This is a genomic window from Hansschlegelia plantiphila, assembly GCF_027922265.1.
In the GTDB taxonomy this organism is placed as follows: domain Bacteria; phylum Pseudomonadota; class Alphaproteobacteria; order Rhizobiales; family Methylopilaceae; genus Methylopila; species Methylopila plantiphila.
The window spans coordinates 278,525-299,045 of sequence record NZ_BSFI01000004.1 but is presented as its reverse complement, the minus strand read 5'-3'; the positions used below and the strand labels follow the sequence as shown (position 1 = coordinate 299,045).

The window sequence follows — 20,521 nt, the reverse complement described above, 5'->3', positions numbered from 1 at the left end:
TGATCAGAACATGACCGGCCCCGCCATTTCCGGCCATGTCGACGGCGCCGCGCTCTCGCTCGTATGGGTCGCGCCGCTCGTCGGGCTGCTGTTGTCGATCGCCATCCTCCCGCTGGCCGCTCCGCGCCTCTGGCATCGCCATTATGGAAAGGTAGCGGCGTTCTGGGCGTTGCTGCTGCTCGTTCCCTTCGCTCTGGCCGAGGGGCCGGAGGCGGTCGCCTCCGAGGCGATCCACGCCGCGGCGCTCGAATACGTCCCGTTCGTCATCCTGCTGTTCGCGCTGTTCACGATCTCCGGCGGCGTGCTGGTGCGTGGGAACATCCACGGGAGCCCCGCGGTCAACACCGGCCTGCTTGCGATCGGAACGCTGCTTGCGAGCGTCATCGGCACGACCGGCGCCTCGATGGTGCTGATCCGCCCGCTGATCCGCGCCAATGACGGGCGCAGGCGCAACGCCCATGTCGTCGTGTTCTTCATCTTCCTGGTGTCGAACATCGGCGGCTCGCTCACGCCGCTCGGCGACCCCCCGCTGTTTCTCGGCTTCCTGCAGGGCGTCGACTTCTTCTGGACGACGCGGCACGTCGCCTTCGAGACCGCGATCCTCGTCGCGATCCTCCTGCCGCTGTTCTACCTGCTCGACCGCTGGTTCTTCGCCCGCGAGGAGCCGTCGAAGCCGCGCGACCCGACGCCGGATTCGACGGTCGGACTCTCGGGCCTGCGGAACCTGCCGCTGCTCGCCGGCGTCATCGGCGCGATCCTGCTCAGCGGGCTGTGGAACCCGGGCGTCTCGTTCGACCTCTACGGGACGCGCGTGCCGCTTCAGGCGGTGGCGCGCGACGTCGCGCTGGTTGCGCTCGCGCTCATCTCGCTTGCGATCACGCCGACGGAATACCGCGAGCGCAACGGCTTCGAATGGGAGCCGATCGTCGAGGTGGCGAAGCTGTTCGCCGGCATCTTCGCGACGCTGATCCCGGCGATCCTGATCCTGAAAGCCGGGCTCGACGGGGCCGCCGCGCCGCTCGTCGCGCTCGTCTCGGACGAGGCCGGCGCTCCGCGGCCGGCGATGTATTTCTGGCTCACGGGCCTGCTGTCGAGCATTCTCGACAATGCGCCGACCTATCTCGTCTTCTTCAACCTCGCCGGCGGAAACGCGGCCGAGCTGATGACGGCGAAGGCGCACACCCTCGCCGCCATCTCCGGCGGCGCGGTGTTCATGGGCGCGCTCACCTATATCGGCAACGCGCCGAATTTCATGGTGCTCGCCATCGCCCGCAACCGGGGCGTCGCGATGCCGAGCTTCTTCGGCTACATGGCGTGGTCATGGGGCGTTCTCGCGCCCTGCTTCGCGCTCGTGACCTGGGCGACCTTCCTCTAGCCGCTCCCCGCGTCTCGACGCTTAGCGGTTAAGCGTCCCCATCATCGCCTCGGGGTAGCGGGTCCCTGCGACCGCATCGGGCGGGAACGCGGCGTCGAGCGCGGCGATCTCGTCCGGCGTCAGCGAGACCTCCGTCGCGCCGACGTTCTGCGCGAGCCATTTGCGGCGCTTGGTGCCGGGGATCGGCACGACGTCCGGCTGCTTGCAGAGCATCCATGCGAGCGCGACCTGGGCGGGTTCGCAGCCCTTCTCAGTCGCCATTCCCCGGACGCTCTCCACAAGCTGCGCGTTGCGCGCCCCGGCCTCGCCTGCGAAGCGCGGGTTGTTGCGGCGGTAGTCGCTGTCGGGAAGCTCGCCGGTCTGCGGAACAGCGCCGGTGAGAAAGCCGCGGCCGAGCGGCGAATAGGCGACGAAGGTGACCCCGAGCGCCCGGCACGCGCCGAGAAGCTCGCCCTCTGGCTCGCGCGACCACAGCGAATATTCCGTCTGCAGCGCCGCGATCGGATGAACCGCCGCGGCCTTGCGGAGCGTGTCCGCCGACACTTCCGACAGGCCGAGCGCCTTCACCTTGCCTTCGGCCACGAGGCCGGCCATCGCGCCGACCATGTCCTCGATCGGCGTCTCGCCGGTGAAGCGGTGGGCGTAATAGAGGTCGATCGCCTCGATTCCCAGTCGCTTCAGCGAGGCCTCGCACGCCGTGCGGACATAGGCCGGCGAATTGTCGATCCGCCGGTCGAGCGGATCGTCGCCGCGCACGATGCCGAACTTGGTCGCGATCGTGAGATCGTCGGCCCGGCCCTTCAGGAAGCGGCCGAGCAACGCCTCGTTGTGGCCCTGCCCGTACATGTCGGCGGTGTCGAAGAAGGTGATTCCGGCGTCGACCGCCGCCTGCAGCGTGGCGAGGCTCTCCTCGTCATCGCGATTTCCGTAGAATTCCGACATCCCCATGCAGCCGAGGCCGATTTCGGAGACGGAGACGCCTGTGCGTCCGAGCGGTCGTTTTTTCATGTGAGATCAATTGGGGCGGCGCGGGCGCCCGGCGAGGGCCGCGCTCCTCGGATCATTCCGCGGCTTCGCGGAACTCGTCGTCGGCGGCGGACGTCTCCGCCGCTCCGACGACCGTCTCCGGTTCATATTTCGCGAAGTTCGCCTGGAACTGCTCTCGCAGCTTGCGGGCGGCTGCGAGATACGCCCGCTTGTCGCCCCAGGCCTTGCGCGGCCGGAACAGCAACGGGTCGAGGCCGGGGACGTCGATCGGCATTTCGAAACCGAACAGTTTGTTGGTGTAGGTCTCGACGCCGTCGAGCGAGCCGGCGAGCGCGGCCGCGACCAGCGCACGCGTCGCATCGAGCGACACGCGGCGGCCGGTCCCACGGGCGCCGCCATGCCAGCCGGTGTTGACGAGCCAGCAGCGGACCTCGCGACCGTCGAGCAGATTGCGGAACGCCTCGCCATAGACGGCGGCGTCGCGGCACGCCGGCGCGCCGCCGAAGCCGGGCGAGAAGTCGGCCTTGGGCTCGGTCGAGCCGGCGTCCTGAGCGTAGCCCGACAAAAACTGGTAGTGGGCCTGCGCGGCCGTCAGCCTGGCGATCGGCGGCATCACGCCGAAGGCGTCCGAGACCAGCATAACGATGTCCGAGGGATGTCCGAGCTGCGCGCCTGCATAAGCGGATGCGGGGCGCGGAAAGACGTAGCGCCCGCGGCCGGCCCTGGCCGCATCGCCGAAGTCGATCGCTCGGCTGTCTCCGTCGAGCGCGACGTTCTCCAGCACCGCGCCGAAGCCGCTGGCGGCGGAGAGAACGTCAGGCGCCGCGCCTTCGGTCGCGCCGCTGAGCCCTGCATCGACGATCGAGAGGCCGGACGCGTCCCAGACGAACCCGCCGTCCCCGGCGAACGCCCGGCCCGGATCGGCGACGAGCGTCGTCTTGCCTGCGCCGGCGCGGCCGAGGAACAGCGCCACCTTGCCGTCCGGACCGACATTGGCGGCCGCCCTGAACGGCAGAGCGCCGTCTTCGGCCGCGACATGACCGAGCACGAAGAACGCCGCGTCGGTGATCGCGGCCGCCGGGCAGGCGCCGCCGACGAGCACGATGCGCCGGGCGACGTCGATCGCGATCACTGCGCCGGACCGGACGCCGTGGCGCTCGCGGTCGATGCGGAAGCTCGGCAGATCGAGCACGGTGAGCGCCGGAGCGAAGTCGGCGAGCTCGGCGCGACCCGGTCGTGAAAGGATCGTGCGCACGGCCATCGCGCGCCAGGCGTGCTCGCAGAACACCCGGGTCGGCATTCCGGCGCCGACATGGAGATCCTGCGCGAACAGCTCCTTGCCGGCGGCGTGGCCGAGGAAATCGAGCAGCAGCGCTTCGAAGGCCTCCGGGGAGATCGCGGCGTTCGCATGCCACGGGACGGTTGCCTCCGTAGTCTCGTCGCGAACCACGAGGGTGTCCCGGACCAGCGATCCGCCGGTCTCGGCGACAAGCGCGCCGGTGGCGCTGAGCGCCGCCTCGCCGCGGCGGACGGCGCGTTCGACGAGAGCCGCCTCGCAGAGGTTCCAGCTCACGCCAGCCAGTCCCTCGAACCCAAACGCCTCAGCGCCGTGGGTTTCGTTCCATACGCCGGTCTGCCTCAAGATATCGATCCTCCGCCGAAGGAGCGGCCGTAAGAAGTCCGCGGTCGCTATCACGCAGCGCGCGACACCAACCAGCGAAAAAAGACCTCAAGGTGACGGTCAAGCGACAATAACCGTGGCGGCGGATCACGAAAAGCGACGTCGACCTCGCGGCGACCGCTTTCTTTCACTATCCCGCCGCCTCGCCTGCTTTGGCTTCCCCCACCAGACGCACCAGCATGCGGCGGACGTCGGCCGCAGACGTCACGCGCTCGGGGAACGGCAGGTAGAGCGAGCGTCCATCGAGCCCGAGCTCGCAGCCGAGCGGGTCGACGCCCTCGAACAGCCAATCGCCGTCCGGCGCGCCGAGCAGCCTGGTCGCGTAAAGCCGCGTCGCGTCGGCGTGGTCCTCGTTCATATGAGCGACGATTCCGGGCTCGGCCCCGAACAGGGCGGCCGCATCCCCGATCTCGGTGCGAAGTTCGTTCCAGGCGACGTCCACGATCCGGCCGAAGCCTGCGACGAGGTGGGCGCCCTCGGGCTCGAGCCGCAGCATGTGGAAATCCGCGAAGTCGAAATACATCGCGGAGTCCGGCTGCCGCGCCAGCCAGCGCGCTTTCTTCGCGGACTTGTCCACCGCTGTGCAGCGCCCGAACAGGGTGACGCGCGGATGGGCGAGCGGGTCGCCGACGCCGATCTCGGCGGCGAGCACGCTCGCCCGGGCGTCGCCGGCGATGTTGGCGGCGTGCCGGGCGAGATTGGAGACGAGCAGAAGCGGCGCGCCGTCCTCGTCCGAGGCGATCCCGATCAGGGAGACGTAAGGCTGTCCGCCCGCGCGATCGAGCGTCGCAAGACTCGCGCGACGGGCGGCGCGCAACAGGCTTCGGGCCGTCGCGACAGGGTCGAATTCGCGCCCCGCTGCGGGCGCCGCGGCAAGTTTCGCTGTGGTCATGCTGGGTCCTGAAGCTCCGTACGGGCCGGCCTGGCGCGAACGAACCGCTTGACATTCTTGGGAGTGAAGCGGCTCGGTCACATTTAAGCCACGCCGAACCGGTTCATCGGCCGCAGTCTATGCTATAGAAGAAGGCGCCATGCCGACGATCGCCCTGGTCGACGACGACCGCAACATCCTGACTTCGGTCTCCATCGCTCTCGAAGCGGAAGGGTACCGGATCCAGACCTATAACGACGGCGCGGCGGCGCTCGAGGGTCTGCGGACCGCGCCGCCGGATCTCGCCATCTTCGACATCAAGATGCCGCGCATGGACGGGATGGAGCTGCTGCGGCGGCTCCGCCAGAAGTCCGAGCTGCCGGTGATCTTCCTGACGTCGAAGGACGAGGAGATCGACGAGCTGTTCGGCCTCAAGATGGGCGCCGACGACTTCATCCGGAAGCCGTTCTCGCAGCGGCTGCTGGTCGAGCGCGTCAAGGCGGTGCTCCGCCGTTCCGCCGCCAAGGAGATCCCGCTCCCCGGCGCCGTGAAGGGTCCGGACTCCAAGGCGATCGAGCGCGGCCAACTGATGATGGACCCGGAGCGCCACACCTGCACCTGGAAGGGCGAGCCGGTGACGCTGACGGTCACCGAGTTCCTGATCCTTCAGGCGCTCGCCATGCGCCCCGGCGTCGTGAAGAGCCGCAACGCCCTGATGGACGCGGCCTATGACGATCAGGTCTATGTCGACGACCGCACCATCGACAGCCACATCAAGCGGCTTCGCAAGAAGTTCAAATCCTGTGACGACGACTTCGACATGATCGAAACGCTGTACGGCGTCGGATACCGCTTCAAGGAGATCTGAGCGCGAACAGGCGTCTCAGTCCGAAAGCACATGAGCGTCGAAGCCGAGCGCGCGGACGAGATCGTCCACACTGAAGGCGAGGAAGAAGGCGTCGCGCGCGAGCCGTGGCGCGCGAAAGTCGGCCGCGCGCTCGGCGGCCTGCGGACGCTGGGCTTCTCGAGCCTCACCCGCCGCATCGTGGTGCTGAACCTCGCCGGCCTGGTCGCGCTGGTCTCCGGCATCCTCTACCTCAACCAGTTCCGCGCGGGCCTGATCGACGCGCGCGTCCAGAGCCTGCTGATCCAGGGCGAGATCATCGCCGGCGCGATCGCCTCCTCCGCGACCGTCGAGACCAACCAGCTCTATGTCGACCCCGACAAGCTGATCGAGCTGCAGGCCGGCCAGACGGCGTCCCCCGGCGAGGAAGGCATCCAGAGCCTCGAGTTCCCGATCAATCCCGAACGCGTGGCGCCGGTGCTGCGCAGGCTGATCACGCCGACCCGCACCCGGGCGCGGATCTACGACCGCGACGGCTCGTTGCTGCTCGATTCTCGCTCGCTTTATGCGCGCGGCGACATCCTGCGCTTCGACCTGCCGCCCCCGCGGCTGAACGATCCCGGCGTGCTCGAAACCATCGAGCGCACCGTGAAGGGCTGGTTCCGCCGCACGGACCTGCCGGTCTACGCCGAACTCGGCGCCGCGAACGGCCGCGGCTACCCGGAAGTCACCAAAGCGCTCACCGGCTCGCCGAACAGCGTCGTGCGCGTCAACGACGCCGGCGAGATCATCGTTTCGGTCGCAGTTCCCGTGCAGCGCTTCCGGGCGGTGACCGGCGTGCTGCTGCTCTCGACGCAGGGCGGCGACATCGACGCCATCGTCCAGGCCGAGCGCTTCGCGATCATGCGCGTGTTCCTCGTCGCCGCAGCCGTCATGATCCTGCTGTCGCTGCTGCTCGCCAGCACGATCGCGGGGCCGGTGCGCAAGCTCGCCGACGGCGCCGAACGCGTTCGTCACCGCTACAAGCACCGCGCCGAGATTCCCGACTTCACCAGCCGCTCGGACGAAATCGGCCATCTCTCCGGCGCGCTGCGCGACATGACGAGCGCGCTCTACGGCCGGATCGAGGCGATCGAGCGCTTCGCGGCCGACGTCGCCCACGAGCTGAAAAATCCTTTGACCTCGCTGCGCTCGGCGGTCGAGACCTTTCCGGTCGCGAAGTCCGACGAGTCCCGGGCGCGGCTGCTCGCCGTGATCGAGCACGACGTGCGCCGCCTCGACCGGCTGATCAGCGACATCTCGGATGCGAGCCGCCTCGACGCCGAGCTGCAGCGACAGGACGCCGAGCCGATCGACATGGTGAAGCTGCTGACGACGGTGATCGACATGCAGAACGTCGCCCCGCGCGAAGGCGGCGTCACCGTCGAGCTCAAGGTCACCGACGCCGCGCGCGGCCGCGACGCCTATCTCGTGCTCGGCCACGATTCGCGTCTTGCGCAGGTCATCACCAACCTTGTCGACAACGCCCGCTCGTTCTCTCCGCCCGGCGGGGTCGTGAAGGTCACATGCCGGCGCGTCCGCTCCTTCGTCGAGATCGTGGTGGACGACGCAGGACCGGGCGTCAGGCCGGACGCGATGGAAAAGATCTTCGAGCGCTTCTACACCGACCGTCCGGAACAGGGGTTCGGTCAGAATTCGGGGCTCGGCCTGTCGATCTCCAAACAGATCGTCGAGGCGCAGGGCGGCAGCATCCGCGCCGAGAACCGTGTCGCCTCGTCCGCCGAGGTTGAGCCGAAGGTGATCGGAGCGCGCTTCGTCGTGCGCCTGCAGGCGGCGCTGGCGTGAGCGCGGCGCCCACGATCCACGCCAACTGCGTCGTCGTCGGCGAGGCCGGCGTGCTGATCCGCGGTCCGTCGGGCGCCGGCAAATCCAGCCTGTCGCTGGCGCTGATCGAGCGCGCTGAGGCGCAGGGGCTCTTCGCCCGGCTGGTCGCCGACGACCGGGTGCGGCTCGCCGCCGTCAACGGCCGCCTGCTCGCCTCCCCGCCGGCGACGCTGTCCGGCCTCGTCGAACGCCGTGGCCTCGGGATTTCTCCCGCGCCATGGATGGCCGAGGCTGTCGTCAGATTCGTCGTCGATATCGAGATGCAACCGGAGCGAAGCCCGGACGCCGCCACCCTGCGCGCCTGTCTCAACGGAGTCTGGCTGCCGAGGCTGGCGGTGATGCGGAATGATCCCGACGCGGCCTCGCTGGCGCTTTTCGGCGTCCGAAGGTGCTTTTCACGGCCGACCTGTGACGCTTCTACCCTTGCGTTCGCGGCGCAACATGAAAAAGTGGCGTCTTCGGCGCCGCACGCGCCCTATATCCGGACCAGCTGCGCCAGGGTGGCGCGTGGCGGCCCCGACCCGGAGCGCAATGAGTTTTGCGCGGAGACTGCATGATAGGCCTCGTCCTCGTCACCCATGGGCGTCTCGCCTGTGAGTTTCGCGCCGCGCTCGAACACGTGGTCGGTCCGCAGCATCAGATCGCGACTGTCACGATCGATCCCGAGGACGATATGGAGCTGCGCCGCGGCGACATCCTCGCCGCCGTGCGCGACGTCGACAGCGGCGACGGGGTCGCGGTGCTGACCGACATGTTCGGAGGCACGCCGTCCAATCTCGCCATCTCGTGCATGGACGGCCGCAAGGTTGAGGTCATCGCCGGCATCAATCTGCCGATGCTGATCAAGCTCGCGAGCGTCCGGTCCGATCTTCCGCTTGACGCGGCGGTGATCCAGGCTCAGGAGGCGGGCCGCAAGTACATCAATGTCGCGAGCCGCGTGCTCTCCGGCAAATAAGAAGAATGTACTTCACTGTGGGGGAGAGCTCGTGGAGACGGGTGACGACTGCGTTTCCTGCGAGTTGGCGATCATCAACAAACGCGGCCTTCACGCCCGCGCCTCCGCCAAGTTCGTCCAGACCGTCGAGCGCTTCGAGGCCGACGTGCGGGTGAGCCGCGCAGGCGAGACCGTCGGCGGGACCTCGATCATGGGGCTGATGATGCTGGCGGCGGGGCCTGGCACGACGATCCATGTCGAGGCCGAGGGCGCGGACGCGTCGCAGGCGCTGGCCGCCATCGCCGCGCTGGTCGAGAACAGGTTCGGCGAAGAAGAATAGCGGGCCCCGGCCAGGAGCCGGGACGCCGCTTCGCGGACGCGGACCTGCTCAGCCCGTCTGCTGGATCGCGCTGAGCAGCCAGTTTCCGCCGCGGGACCTGACGAAGGTCCACAGCTCGGTCGCCTCGATGGGCGTCTGCGGATCGCCGTCGACGATCCGTCCGGTAGCCCGATCCTCGGTGATGTCGATCAGGCTATAGCGCATTGCGACGGTGGCATAGTCGCGCCCGCCCTCGCGCCACGCCTCGGCGAGGTCGCCCTGCAGCAGCTTGACGTCGCGGACGCGGTTGACGACGCCGCGGCTCGCGTCTTCGGCGAGGTCGTCCGCGAAGGTCTCGACCATCTCAGGCGTCGATATCGCGCGCATCCGCCCGAGATCCTCTCCGGACCACGCGGCCTGCACCTCGGACAGCAGACGCTCGAACACGTCGAAATCGGCCTTCTCGAGCGTCAGCGGCGCTGCCGGCTGCGGAGCGACGTCCGGCCGATCGCGCGAACCACCGCCGCCGAAGCCGCTGAAACCGAAATTCGAGGGCCCGCCGGCCGCCGCAGGCGACGGCTGCGCGTTGCGCCGGGCGAGCCAGGACATCACGAACCGGACGGCGATGAAGATCAGCCCGATCTGCAGCAGCAGCCCGAAGACGGACGACAGCGACCCGAGCCCGCCGAACAGGCCGTTGCCCGCAAGCAGGCCGAACAGACCCGCCCCGAGCAATCCGCCCATCAAGCCGGCGCCAAGGCCGCCGCCAAAGAAACCGCGGCGCGCCGGCTGCATCGCCGACGGCGCGCCGATCGCGGCGCCGGGCTGCGTGACCGAGCGCTGGATCGGCGCCGCGCCGGGCATGGTCGCCGTCGGCGGCGGGGCTGAAAAGGTCTTCGAACCGCGGCTGCCGAAGCTCATGCTGCGGCCTGCCCGAGCGTCCGCGTCGAGGGGCGCAAGCGCCATTGCGGCGACGAATGCGGCAAGCGCGACCGAGGGGATACGCGCGACGATCGAGCGGCTTCTCATGCGTCTGGGTCTTCCCTCACAGGCCGGACCGAAGCCGGCGGCGCGATAGAGATGGTGACGGACGATCCTGTTTTCATCGGCGCTTCTCTTCCTCGTGATCGTCCATTGGGGCGCCGCGCTTCGGCCACACTGCGGCCGAAATATCACGGGCGCGACGAACCGCCCCAGGCCGGCATTTCCCACTCGGCTCCGTCGTCGCCCCGCCTTATGCATTAAGGATGAGTACGCCCCGGCGGATTCGCCGCCTGCAGCATTGGGTTCTGATCAGCGCGGCGGCGTCGCTAGCCGCTGTCGGATCCGGTCATGCGGACGACGTCTTCTGGACCGAGGCCGGGCTCACCCATCCGCAGCCTGCCCACGGCTTTCTCGACCAGGATGCGTGGCGGCCGATCTCGAGCGTCGCTCCGCCTGCGGAGATGACTTTCGGGCGGATCGTGACTGCCGCGAACCCTGACGCCGATGCGGTATCGGCCGGCGTCCGCGCGGACATGGATCGTCTCGCGACCCCACAGTCCGATTCAGACGCCTCCGTCGCGGGCGCCGGCCCGATCGACGCGCGCGTCGCGCTGGCCTTCGCGCGGTTCCGCGGGGCCGGCGACGAGCCGCTGTCGTCCTACGCCGCGAACGGACCTTCCCGACCAAGCGACGTCGCGTCGAGCGCCAGGCGCTGGACCCCCGCGGTCTCCTCCGCCCTGCTCGCCTTCGCTTTCCCCGCCCGCTGAGCGGCGCGCCCGCCGATCATCGGCGTCCTTTTCGATAGCGCTTCAGTCCCAAGGCGGCTCCGCGGGCCATGACGACCTGTGCGCCGCGCCCCGGCGCACGGGTCGGCTGCCGCCTGAAGCTCAGCCCCGGAGTCATACATAAAGACTTCTTTATATGTTTATTGAACGTCGACCCCTGGCGTGCTACGGAAGTGGCCGTCGAACGTGATCGGCGCCGGCGCCTACAGGCGCGCGCCCTCGAAACGCAAGGATCAAGCCGAATGAGCACTTCGAGCGCCGCCCTCAAGGAAGCTCCGTTCACCGACTACATCGTGAAGGACATCTCGCTCGCCGCGTGGGGCCGCAAGGAGCTCGCGATCGCCGAGACCGAGATGCCCGGCCTGATGGCGTGCCGCACCGAGTTCGGCCCGACGCAGCCGCTCAAGGGCGCGCGCATCGCCGGCTCGCTGCACATGACGATCCAGACCGCGATGCTGATCGAGACGCTGAAGGCGCTCGGCGCCGACGTCCGCTGGGCCTCGTGCAACATCTATTCGACCCAGGACCACGCCGCCGCCGCGATCGCCGCGAACGGCACCCCGGTGTTCGCCGTCAAGGGCGAGACGCTGGAGGAGTACTGGGAGTACACGCACAAGATCTTCGAGTGGGCCGACGGCGGCACCCCGAACATGATCCTCGACGACGGCGGCGACGCGACCCTGCTGCTGCACCTCGGCAAGCGCGCGGAAGCCGGCGACGTCGCCTTCCTCGAAGGCGCGACCAACGAGGAGGAGACCATCCTCTTCGCCGCCATCAAGAAGCGCCTCAAGTCGCATCCGGGCTGGTACACCAAGAACGCCGACGCCATCAAAGGCGTGACCGAAGAGACCACGACGGGCGTCCACCGCCTCTACGACTTCGCCAAGAAGGGCGAACTGCTGTTCCCGGCGATCAACGTCAACGACAGCGTCACCAAGTCGAAGTTCGACAACCTCTATGGCTGCCGCGAGTCGCTGGTCGACGCGATCCGTCGCGGCACCGACGTCATGATGTCCGGCAAGGTCGCGATGGTGGCGGGCTTCGGCGACGTCGGCAAGGGCTCGGCCGCTTCGCTCCGCCAGGCCGGCTGCCGCGTTCTCGTCTCCGAAGTCGACCCGATCTGCGCGCTGCAGGCGGCGATGGAAGGCTACGAGGTCGTGACGATGGAGGAGGCCACCAAGCGCGCCGACATCTTCGTGACAGCGACCGGCAACGTCGACGTCATCACGGTCGACCACATGCGGGCCATGAAGGACCGGGCGATCGTCTGCAACATCGGCCACTTCGACAGCGAGATCCAGATCGGCGCGCTGAAGAACTTCAAGTGGGACAACATCAAGCCGCAGGTCGACGAGGTCGAGTTCCCGGACGGCAAGAAGATCATCGTCCTGTCGGAAGGCCGCCTCGTGAACCTCGGCAACGCGACCGGCCACCCCTCCTTCGTGATGTCCGCCTCGTTCACCAACCAGACGCTCGCGCAGATCGAGCTCTGGGCGAACAACAAGGACGGCAAATACGAACGCCAAGTCTACGTGCTGCCGAAGACCCTCGACGAGAAGGTGGCGGCGCTGCACCTCGACAAGATCGGCGTGAAGCTGAGCAAGCTGACCGACAAGCAGTCGAGCTACATCGGCGTGCCGCAGGCGGGCCCGTTCAAGCCCGAGACCTACCGGTACTGATCTTCACCGACATCGACCGGTACTGAGACGCAACGGGCGCCGATTTTTCGGCGCCCGTTCCCGTTAAGGACTCTTGGGGACCGCGCTTTTGGCCGGTACCTTGGGAAGCGATTCGGGACGAGCGCGCGGGGGCAGACGCGCTCGGGGACGGGAAACGGCGATCCGCCGCCCTGTCGTCGACGGGGGCTTCGCCAAATGTCCGAAAGGCCGCGGCCGCAAGCCGCTTTCACGATGGCGACGGCGGTCGCCGTCGTCGCCCTGATTCCAGGGCCCGCGCAGGCCGCGACGCTCGGGACCTCCGAGACCGCGGCGCTCGCGCTGTTTCTCGGCGCGGTGTTCGTCGCGGTCGCGACCTCCATCATGCTGCTGCGCGCCCGCGCCCGGCACGTCGAAAGCCAGTCGGCGGCGGACGCCGCCATCGCCGAGCTCCGCCGCCGCCTCGACGTCGCCGAGACGCTCGCCGCCGGCGACGCCCAGACCATCGTCGTCTGGCGCGCGGGCGTGGCCCGGCCGGAGATCGTCGGCGACCTCGCAGGGATACCCGGCGCGCCCGCGGGCGGGCGGCTGCTCGCGTTCGGGAGCTGGCTCGAGCCCGAAGCCGCGGCGGGGCTCGAGACCCGCCTCGAGGCGCTGCGCCGCCGCGGCGAGCCGTTCCGGGTGATGCTCCGCACCCTTCAGAGCGGCCATGTCGAGGCCGACGGACGGCCGGTCGGCGCCTCCGTCATCCTGCGGCTCCGCGACGTGACCGGCGAGCGTCTCGCCCGCGCCGAGATCGAGACCCGCAATTCCGAGCTGCTCGGGGCCCTCGCCCGCTTCACCGCGCTCGCCGAGACGCTCACGCAGCCGGTCTGGCTGCGCGACGAGCACGGCCGCCTCGTCTACGCCAACGAAGCCTACGCCCGCGCGGTCGAGGCCAAGGACGGCCCCGCGGCGGTCGAACAGGGCGCGGAGTTCCTTGACCAGAACGAGCGCGCCGCCGCCCGGCGCGCCAACGACGCGGGCGCCGTGTTCCGCAAGCGGACGCCTGCGGTGTTCGCAGGCTCCCGCCGCATCTTCGACGTCGTCGAGGCGCCCTCCCGGAACGGCTCGGCCGCGATCGCCACCGACGTCTCGGAGCTCGAGGACGTGCGGGCCGATCTCTCCCGCCAGATGGACGCTCACCGCCGCACCCTCGACGAACTCGCGACCGCCGTCGCTATCTTCTCGGCGGACGGCGTGCTGACCTTCCACAACCAGGCCTACGCCCGCCTCTGGTCGCTCGACCCCGCCTTTCTCGACGGCGAACCGAGCGATCCCGCGATCCTCGACAAGCTGCGCGCCGATCGGAAGCTGCCGGAGCAGGCCGACTTCCGCACCTGGAAGCTGCAGCTCCACGAGGCCTATCGCGCGATCGAGGCCCGCGAGCACTGGTGGCACCTGCCCGACGGGCGGACGCTTCGCGTCGTCGCGGCCCCGAATCCGAAAGGCGGCGTCACCTATCTGTTCGACGACGTCACCGAGCGGCTGGCGCTCGAAAGCCGCTTCAACGCGCTTTCGAAGGTCCAGCGCGAGACCATCGACCACCTGCAGGAGGCCGTCGCCGTGTTCGGCTCGGACGGCCGGCTGCACCTTCACAACCCCGCCTTCGAGGCGTTGTGGCGGCTCACCCCGGCGCAGCTCGCGAACCGCCCGCACGCCGAGGACGTCCTGAACGCCTGCCGCGCGCGCGATCCAGACGCCGCGCTCTGGGGCAAGCTCAGGATGGCCATGACCGCGATGCCGGATGAGCGGCAACCGGTCGCTGCGCGCGTCGAGCGCGACGGAGGCGGCGTCATCGACGTCGTCACACTGCCGTTGCCTGACGGCGGCACTCTCGCGACCTTCACCGACGTGACGGCGCGCGTCCATGTCGAACGCGCGCTCCGCGAGCGGGCGGAAGCGGTGGAGGCCGCGGTCCGCCTGAAGAACGACTTCACCAGCCACGTCTCCTACGAACTGCGCTCCCCGCTCACCAACATCATCGGCTTCGGCCAGCTGCTCGGCGACCCGCGCCTCGGCGCGCTGTCGCAGAAGCAGCGCGAATATGTCGACCACATCCTGTCCTCCTCCTCAGCGCTGCTCGCGATCATCAACGACATCCTCGACCTCACCACGATCGACGCCGGCGCGATGGCTCTGGAGCTCGAGCCGATCAACGTCCGCGAGGCGATCGACGCGGCGGTCGAGGGGGTGCGCGACCGGCTGTCGGAGGCGGGCCTCGGGCTTGAGATCTCATGCCCGCCGAGCGTCGGGATCTTCGTCGCCGACGGAAAGCGCGTCAGGCAGGTGCTGTTCAACCTGCTCGCCAACGCCATCGGCTTCTCCAAGCCCGGCTACGCCATCAGCGTGAGCGCGGAACGGACGCCCGACGACATCGTTTTCAGGGTGGCCGACAAGGGCAGCGGCATTCCGCCCGAGCTGGTGGAGAAGGTGTTCGACCGCTTCGAGAGCCGCACCGCCGGCGCGCATCACCGCGGCGTTGGTCTCGGCCTGTCGATCGTGCGGTCCTTCGTCGAGCTTCATGGCGGCAGGGTCTCGCTGGAATCCAACATCGGAGAAGGCACCACCGTGACCTGCCGCTTCCCGCTTCGCAGCCTCGAGACCGAGGCCGCCGAATGAGAGGGCCCGCCTACACCGCGCGGACCGCGCCGGCGGCCGAGGCCGCCGCCGATCCGACCTGGGAGGTCATGCTGGCCGACGAGGCCGCGACCGCTTCGCTCGCCGCCACCGTCGCGCGCGCGCTGAAGCCCGGCGACCTGATGACGCTCGGCGGCGATCTCGGGGTCGGCAAGACGACCTTCGCCCGCGCGTTGGTGCGGGCGCGGGCCGGCGACCCGGAGCTCGAGGCGCCGAGCCCCACCTTCACCCTGCTCCAGACCTATGACCTGCCGCGCGGCGTCATCGTGCACGCCGATCTCTACCGGCTGTCCGGCCCCGAGGAGCTCGAGGAGCTCGGCTGGGACGAGGCGGGCGAGGACGCGATCGTGCTCGTCGAATGGCCTGACCGGCTCGGTCCCGACCTGCCGCCGGACCGGCTGGAGCTGATCCTCGACCTCGGGTCGAACGACGATGCGCGGCGCGCCCGGCTGCGCGGCCATGGCGCGTTCGCCGCCCGCCTCGCGCGGCTGCGCGACGGGCAGCGTTTCCTCGAATCGGCTGGCTGGGCCGAGGCCTCCCGCGCCCATATCCAGGGCGACGCCTCCGGCCGCATCTATGAGCGGCTTTCGCTCGGCGGCCGCACCGCCATCCTGATGGACGCCCCGCCTCGTCCCGCCGGTCCGCCGGTGCGCGACGGAAAAAGCTACGCCGCGCTCGCCAAGCTCGCGGTGGACGTGCGGCCGTTCGTGGCGGTGGCCGACGGCCTGCGCGCGCTCGGCTACGGCGCGCCGGAGATCTACGCCTCCGACATCAGGACCGGCTTCCTGCTGGTCGAGGATCTCGGCCAGGAGCCGATCGTCGGCGTCGCGCCGATCGCAGGCCGCTACGAAGCCGCGATCGACCTGCTCGCGGACCTGCACACCCGCACCCTGCCGATCGAGCTCCCCGTCGGGGCGGAGCTCTACCGGCCGCCGTTCTACGACCCCTCCGCCTTCCTGGTGGAATGCGACCTGCTGAACGATTGGTACCTGCCGGAGGTTTCCGGATTCTCGCCCGACCCGGAGGCCCGCGAGCAGTTCCGCGCGCTGTGGGCGGCCGCGCTCGAGCCGGTGCTGTCGGAGCCGCTGACCTGGACGCTGCGCGACTATCATTCGCCCAACCTGACCTGGCGCGGAGGCGAGGAGGGACTGAAGCGCCTCGGCGTGCTCGACTTCCAGGACATGGCGCTCGGGCCGCCGGCCTATGACGTGGTCTCGCTGCTGCAGGACGCGCGCGCCGACGTCGACGACGAGCTCGAAATGGCGCTCGCCGCGCGCTACCTCGCGGCGCGCCGCAAGGCGGACCCCGCCTTCGAGCCGCGCCTGTTCGCGCGCGCCTACGCCACCATGGGCGCCCAGCGGGCGACCAAGATCCTCGGCATCTTCGTCCGGCTCGCCAAGCGCGACGGCAAGCCCGGCTATCTCGGCAATCTGCCGCGCGTGCGCCGGGCGCTCGCGGCGAACCTCGCCCACCCCGACCTCGGCGATCTCGCCGCCTGGTATGAGGCCCATCTCGGCGCTGTGGAGACCGCGGCTTGAACAGGATCACCGACGCCATGGTTCTGGCGGCGGGCCTCGGCACGCGCATGAAGCCGATCACCGACGTGACGCCGAAGCCGCTCGTCGAGGTCGCGGGCCAGGCGCTGATCGACCACGCCCTCGGCCAGCTCGAAAAGGCCGGCGTCGAGCACGCCGTCGTCAACGTGCATCACCACGCGGAGCAGATGGAGGCGCATCTCGCCGGACGCACCCATCCGCGGATCACGATATCCGACGAGCGCGCCAACCTGCTCGATTCCGGCGGCGGCGTCGTGAAGGCCCTGCCGCAGCTCGCGGGCGACGCCTTCCTGATCCTCAACGCCGACACGTTCTGGATCGACGGCGCGAGCTCGAACCTCGCCCGGCTCATGGCGTTTTGGGATCCGTCGCGCATGGACGCGCTGTTGCTGATCGCGGCGCTCACCGCGAGCGTCGGCTATGACGGCGCGGGCGATTTCGAGTTCTCTCCCGACGGCAGGCTTCGCCGCCGCGCCGAGGCTCAAGTCACCCCCTTCGCCTATGCCGGCGTCGCCATCATGCCGCGCTCTGTCTTCGCCCATGCGCCGGACGGTCCGTTCTCGCTGAACCGGCTGTGGAACGAGGCGATCGAGCGCGACCGTCTCTACGGCATGCGACTCGACGGGCTGTGGCTGCACGTCGGCACGCCGCAGGCCATCACCGAAGCGGAAGAAGCGATCGCAGCGCCTATGGCGTGAGCGCTCCCATCTCTCCCGGCGCCAGCGTGGGGAGAGATAAGGAAGCGCCGCCGTCGCAGTCGTGTCCCGGCCGAAGAGCCGGGATATCGGCGTGAGCCTGGGAGCAGAAGCGCCGGCGTCCACGCGCTATGCTGGCGGACGGATGGCCGATTCTCCTCCCCGACCGAACGTCCTGACCATTCCCGCCGGCGCGGCGTTCCTGCCGACGCTGGCGCGCGGGCTGCTGGACGGCGACGTCGTGCCGGGCTTTGCGCCGCGGGGGGACCCGATCGCGCTCGCCGACGCCACGATCTATCTGCCGACCCGCCGCGCCGCGCGGGGCCTGCGCGACGCCTTCCTGGAGGCGCTCGACGGCCGCGCAACGCTGTTGCCGCGCATCGCCCCGCTCGGCGACGTCGACGAGGATCTCGCGCTCGCAGACCCGCTCGACGAGGCCGACGCCGAGCTGCCGCCTTCCGCGGCGCCGCTCGAACGCCGGCTGACGCTCGCCCGGCTGGTCTCGAAATTCGCGGAGAGCCTCGACCGTTCGGCGCTGCGGCTCGGCCCCGCCCACGGCCCGCTGGTCCCCTCCACCGCCGCCGACGCGATCCACCTCGCGGGCGAGCTTGAAACCCTGATCGACGCGATCGAGACGGAGGAGGTCGACGTCGGCGCGCTCGACGCGCTTACGCCGGGCGAGCACGACCAGTACTGGGCGATTACCCAGGCCTTCCTGCGGGTCGCGCTGCGCGCCTGGCCCGAGCATGTCGAGGCGAACGGCCGGCTCGATCCGAGCCGGCGCCGCCGCCTGCAGCTCGACGCCGCCGCGCGTCGCGCGCGAGAGGCCCGCGGCCCGGTGATCGCGGCGGGCTCGACGGGCTCGGCGCCGGCGACAAGACGGCTGATCGAGGCGATCGCGACCCACAGCCAGGGCGCCGTCGTGCTGCCGGGCTTCGACGTCGACGGCCTCGACGACTCAAGCTGGACGTTGCTGCTCGAAGGTGACGGGCCCGGCCTCTACGGCCACCCGCAACGCGGCCTCGCGCGGCTGGTGCGGGCGCTCGGCCTTGCGCGCAGCGAAATCCGGACGCTCGGCGACGTTTCCGCGCCGCTCAAGGCTCGCGCGCGCGTCGCCGCCGACGCGCTCCGCCCGGCGGAGACCACCGACGCCTGGGGCTCGCGGCCGCCGGGCGCGGGGACCGTCGCGGCGGCGCTGGCGGGCGTCACACTGGTCGACGCGCCGCATCCCCGCGGCGAGGCGGCGGCGATCGCAGTCGCGCTGCGCGAGGCGATCGCGACGCCGGGCAGGACGGCCGCGCTCGTGACGCCCGACCGCGACCTCGCGGCGCGGGTCGCCGCCGAGCTCGAACGCTGGGACATCGCGATCGACGACAGCGCCGGCCGCGCGCTCGCCTCCACGCCCGCCGGCGCCCTGCTCCGGCTCGCGGCCGAGACCGCGCTCGACCCGCGCCCCCAGGCCGTGCTGACCCTGCTGCGCGCGCCCGCCTGCCGGTTGGCGGGCGCCCACCAACGCGCCGTCGACACGCTCGACGTCGCGATCCTGCGTTCGCCCGTCCCCGGCGCCGGACTTGACGGGATCGCCCGCGCTCTGGCGCCGGACGCGGATGTGAGCCTGCGCGGCCCCGCAAAGCGGTTCGACGCCCACGACCGGGCGGCGGCGCTCGATCTCGTCGAACGACTGGGGCATGCGCTCGGACCGCTTGCCGCCTGCGCGACCGAGCGCGAGGTCGGACTGCCCCGGCTCGTCGCGGCGCTGGCGCACGCCTATGAGGCGCTCAGCGAGGGCGCGGAAAGCGACGACGCCGAGGCGGTCTCCGTGTTCCTCGAAGAGCTCGCCGAAGCCGCTGGCGCCGGCGACCCCATCGCGCCCGACGCCTTCCCCGGCGTGATCGAGGCGCTGATGGCCGGCCGCGTCGTGCGTCCGCCCCGCGACCGGCACCCCCGGCTGCGCATTCTCGGCCCACTGGAGGCCCGGCTGATCCGCGTCGACCGGATGGTGCTGGGCGGGCTGAACGAGGGCGCCTGGCCGCCTGTGCCGCAGGCCGACCCGTGGATCAACCGGCCGCTCCGCCAGCAACTCGGCCTCGCCCCGCCGGAGCGCCGCATCGGCCTGTCGGCGCATGATTTCTCGCAGGGCCTCGGCGCCGACGAGGTGGTGCTGACGCGGGCCAGGAAGGCGGGCGGCGCGCCGACCATTCCCTCGCGCTGGCTGCAGCGGCTGGCGGCGGTCGCAGGCGGCGCGGCGCACGACGCAGCGCAGGCGCGCGGCGCCCGTCTCGTCGCGCTCGCCGAACAGCTCGACGCCACGCCGCGCGATCCCCCCCCAAGGCCGCCGGAACCGCGCCCAGCGCTCGACCGCCGACCAGCCCAGCTCAGCGTCACCGCCGTCGAGACCTGGCTGCGCGACCCCTACGCCATCTATGCCCGCTACATCCTGAAGCTCGAGGAGCTCGGCGACGTCGGCCCGGAGCCCGGTCCAGCCGAGCTCGGCCAGGCGATCCACGGCGCGCTCGAGGCCTTCGCGAAGGCGGACGTTGCGCTGAACGCTTCCGACGCGCGCGACAGGCTGATGGCTTTCGGAAGGAACGCCTTCGGTCCCCTGCTGGAGCGCGATGACGCTAAGACGCTGTGGTGGCCGCGCTTCGAGGCGATCGCCGACTGGGCGCTCGACTTCCACCGCGCGCGGACGATCGAAGCCTCCCATGTCGAGATGACCGGCCGCTTCCGGTTCGCAACCGTCGCCGGACGCGACTTCACGCTGACGGCCCGCGCCGACCGCATCGACGTGCTGGAGGACGGGACGTTCTCGTTCCTCGACTACAAGACCGGACAGACGCCTGGGATTAAGGAAATCCTCGCCGGTTTCGCGCCGCAGCTGCCGCTCGAAGGCGCGATCCTGCGCGAGGGCGGCTTCGAAACGCTCGGCGCAGGCGTGATCGGCGAGCTCGCGCTGATCAGGCTGATCGGCCGTGACCCCGGCGGCGAGGTCGTCGACATCCGCGGCAGGACCGAAAGCCCCGACGAGATCGCGCAGAAGGCGCTCGCCCGCTTCCGCGAGGTCGTCGATCGCTTCGAGAATCCGGACGAGCCCTACCGTTCGCTCTCGCATCCCAAGTTCATCGCGCGGCCGCAGGGCCCTTACGGCCACCTCGCCCGCGTGAAGGAATGGTCGTCGACCGGCGGCGCAAGCGAAGGGGATGCGGAATGAGTGAAGCGGCGTCCTTCTCAATCGCCCCCTGCGAGGGACAGCGATCGCAACTGACGGCGCG

The 20,521-nt window shown here is 70.1% G+C and carries 16 protein-coding genes; 12 read left to right on the top strand and 4 right to left on the bottom strand.

Annotated elements, in window-relative coordinates; all coding sequences use genetic code 11:
* Positions 1-10 precede the first annotated feature (10 nt).
* The gene (locus tag PKE75_RS04775; protein WP_271167552.1) at positions 11-1,375 is read left to right on the top strand and encodes a sodium:proton antiporter; all 1,365 of its coding nucleotides are present in this window, start codon (positions 11-13) and stop codon (positions 1,373-1,375) included.
* 21 nt (positions 1,376-1,396) lie between these two features.
* Here the strand turns inward: PKE75_RS04775 and PKE75_RS04770 are convergent, their stop codons facing one another.
* The 3 genes from PKE75_RS04770 to PKE75_RS04760 form a co-directional block, all read right to left on the bottom strand.
* Positions 1,397-2,383 (bottom strand): aldo/keto reductase, encoded by a 987-nt coding sequence (locus PKE75_RS04770; RefSeq protein ID WP_271167551.1) that lies wholly within the window; start codon positions 2,381-2,383, stop codon positions 1,397-1,399.
* Between the two features lie 52 nt (positions 2,384-2,435).
* Complete coding sequence (locus tag PKE75_RS04765; RefSeq protein ID WP_271167550.1) at positions 2,436-4,004, bottom strand: phosphoenolpyruvate carboxykinase (ATP); 1,569 nt, start codon at positions 4,002-4,004, stop codon at positions 2,436-2,438.
* 169 nt (positions 4,005-4,173) lie between these two features.
* Positions 4,174-4,935, bottom strand: coding sequence for a HugZ family pyridoxamine 5'-phosphate oxidase (locus PKE75_RS04760; protein ID WP_271167549.1), 762 nt, complete (start codon positions 4,933-4,935; stop codon positions 4,174-4,176).
* 139 nt (positions 4,936-5,074) lie between these two features.
* Between PKE75_RS04760 and PKE75_RS04755 the strand changes: the two genes are divergently transcribed.
* From PKE75_RS04755 to PKE75_RS04735, 5 genes are read left to right on the top strand one after another with little or no spacing between them, the layout of a single operon-like run.
* Entirely contained in the window at positions 5,075-5,782 is a 708-nt protein-coding gene (locus PKE75_RS04755; RefSeq protein ID WP_271167548.1) for a response regulator transcription factor, read from the top strand.
* Positions 5,783-5,812: 30 nt separating this feature from the next.
* Complete coding sequence (locus PKE75_RS04750) at positions 5,813-7,603, top strand: sensor histidine kinase (RefSeq protein ID WP_271167547.1); 1,791 nt, start codon at positions 5,813-5,815, stop codon at positions 7,601-7,603.
* Positions 7,600-8,199 (top strand): HPr kinase/phosphorylase, encoded by a 600-nt coding sequence (locus tag PKE75_RS04745; protein WP_271167546.1) that lies wholly within the window; start codon positions 7,600-7,602, stop codon positions 8,197-8,199. Before PKE75_RS04750 ends, PKE75_RS04745 begins: the two co-directional genes overlap by 4 nt.
* Positions 8,196-8,597, top strand: coding sequence for a PTS sugar transporter subunit IIA (locus PKE75_RS04740; RefSeq protein ID WP_271167545.1), 402 nt, complete (start codon positions 8,196-8,198; stop codon positions 8,595-8,597). Before PKE75_RS04745 ends, PKE75_RS04740 begins: the two co-directional genes overlap by 4 nt.
* Positions 8,598-8,628: 31 nt before the next feature.
* The gene (locus PKE75_RS04735) at positions 8,629-8,916 is read left to right on the top strand and encodes an HPr family phosphocarrier protein (RefSeq protein WP_271167544.1); all 288 of its coding nucleotides are present in this window, start codon (positions 8,629-8,631) and stop codon (positions 8,914-8,916) included.
* Positions 8,917-8,964: 48 nt separating this feature from the next.
* Here PKE75_RS04735 and PKE75_RS04730 read toward each other — a convergent pair whose 3' ends face one another.
* A complete protein-coding gene (locus PKE75_RS04730) occupies positions 8,965-9,924 on the bottom strand; it encodes a Tim44 domain-containing protein (RefSeq protein WP_271167543.1) in 960 nt (319 codons plus the stop codon).
* A 218-nt stretch (positions 9,925-10,142) separates the two neighbouring features.
* Between PKE75_RS04730 and PKE75_RS04725 the strand changes: the two genes are divergently transcribed.
* From PKE75_RS04725 to addB, 6 genes are all read left to right on the top strand, one after another.
* Entirely contained in the window at positions 10,143-10,646 is a 504-nt protein-coding gene (locus PKE75_RS04725; protein ID WP_271167542.1) for a hypothetical protein, read from the top strand.
* Positions 10,647-10,906: 260 nt separating this feature from the next.
* Entirely contained in the window at positions 10,907-12,343 is a 1,437-nt protein-coding gene (gene ahcY, locus PKE75_RS04720) for an adenosylhomocysteinase (protein WP_271167541.1), read from the top strand.
* A gap of 195 nt (positions 12,344-12,538) precedes the next feature.
* The gene (locus PKE75_RS04715; RefSeq protein ID WP_271167540.1) at positions 12,539-14,980 is read left to right on the top strand and encodes a sensor histidine kinase; all 2,442 of its coding nucleotides are present in this window, start codon (positions 12,539-12,541) and stop codon (positions 14,978-14,980) included.
* On the top strand, positions 14,977-16,536 hold the full coding sequence (tsaE, locus tag PKE75_RS04710; RefSeq protein WP_271167539.1) for a tRNA (adenosine(37)-N6)-threonylcarbamoyltransferase complex ATPase subunit type 1 TsaE: 1,560 nt from the start codon (positions 14,977-14,979) through the stop codon (positions 16,534-16,536). The genes PKE75_RS04715 and tsaE overlap by 4 nt, the downstream gene beginning before the upstream one ends.
* Positions 16,537-16,553: 17 nt before the next feature.
* A complete protein-coding gene (locus tag PKE75_RS04705; protein WP_271167655.1) occupies positions 16,554-17,252 on the top strand; it encodes a nucleotidyltransferase family protein in 699 nt (232 codons plus the stop codon).
* A gap of 142 nt (positions 17,253-17,394) precedes the next feature.
* The gene (gene addB, locus PKE75_RS04700; protein ID WP_271167538.1) at positions 17,395-20,460 is read left to right on the top strand and encodes a double-strand break repair protein AddB; all 3,066 of its coding nucleotides are present in this window, start codon (positions 17,395-17,397) and stop codon (positions 20,458-20,460) included.
* Positions 20,461-20,521: the final 61 nt, after the last annotated feature.

Coding starts and splice junctions, on each gene's coding strand:
- PKE75_RS04775 (WP_271167552.1), top strand. CDS start 11: ATGACCGGCCCCGCCATTTCCGGCCATGTCGACGGCGCCGCGCTCTCG.
- PKE75_RS04770 (WP_271167551.1), bottom strand. CDS start 2,383: ATGAAAAAACGACCGCTCGGACGCACAGGCGTCTCCGTCTCCGAAATC.
- PKE75_RS04760 (WP_271167549.1), bottom strand. CDS start 4,935: ATGACCACAGCGAAACTTGCCGCGGCGCCCGCAGCGGGGCGCGAATTC.
- PKE75_RS04755 (WP_271167548.1), top strand. CDS start 5,075: ATGCCGACGATCGCCCTGGTCGACGACGACCGCAACATCCTGACTTCG.
- PKE75_RS04750 (WP_271167547.1), top strand. CDS start 5,813: ATGAGCGTCGAAGCCGAGCGCGCGGACGAGATCGTCCACACTGAAGGC.
- PKE75_RS04740 (WP_271167545.1), top strand. CDS start 8,196: ATGATAGGCCTCGTCCTCGTCACCCATGGGCGTCTCGCCTGTGAGTTT.
- PKE75_RS04730 (WP_271167543.1), bottom strand. CDS start 9,924: ATGAGAAGCCGCTCGATCGTCGCGCGTATCCCCTCGGTCGCGCTTGCC.
- PKE75_RS04725 (WP_271167542.1), top strand. CDS start 10,143: ATGAGTACGCCCCGGCGGATTCGCCGCCTGCAGCATTGGGTTCTGATC.
- ahcY (WP_271167541.1), top strand. CDS start 10,907: ATGAGCACTTCGAGCGCCGCCCTCAAGGAAGCTCCGTTCACCGACTAC.
- PKE75_RS04715 (WP_271167540.1), top strand. CDS start 12,539: ATGTCCGAAAGGCCGCGGCCGCAAGCCGCTTTCACGATGGCGACGGCG.
- tsaE (WP_271167539.1), top strand. CDS start 14,977: ATGAGAGGGCCCGCCTACACCGCGCGGACCGCGCCGGCGGCCGAGGCC.
- PKE75_RS04705 (WP_271167655.1), top strand. CDS start 16,554: ATGGTTCTGGCGGCGGGCCTCGGCACGCGCATGAAGCCGATCACCGAC.
- addB (WP_271167538.1), top strand. CDS start 17,395: ATGGCCGATTCTCCTCCCCGACCGAACGTCCTGACCATTCCCGCCGGC.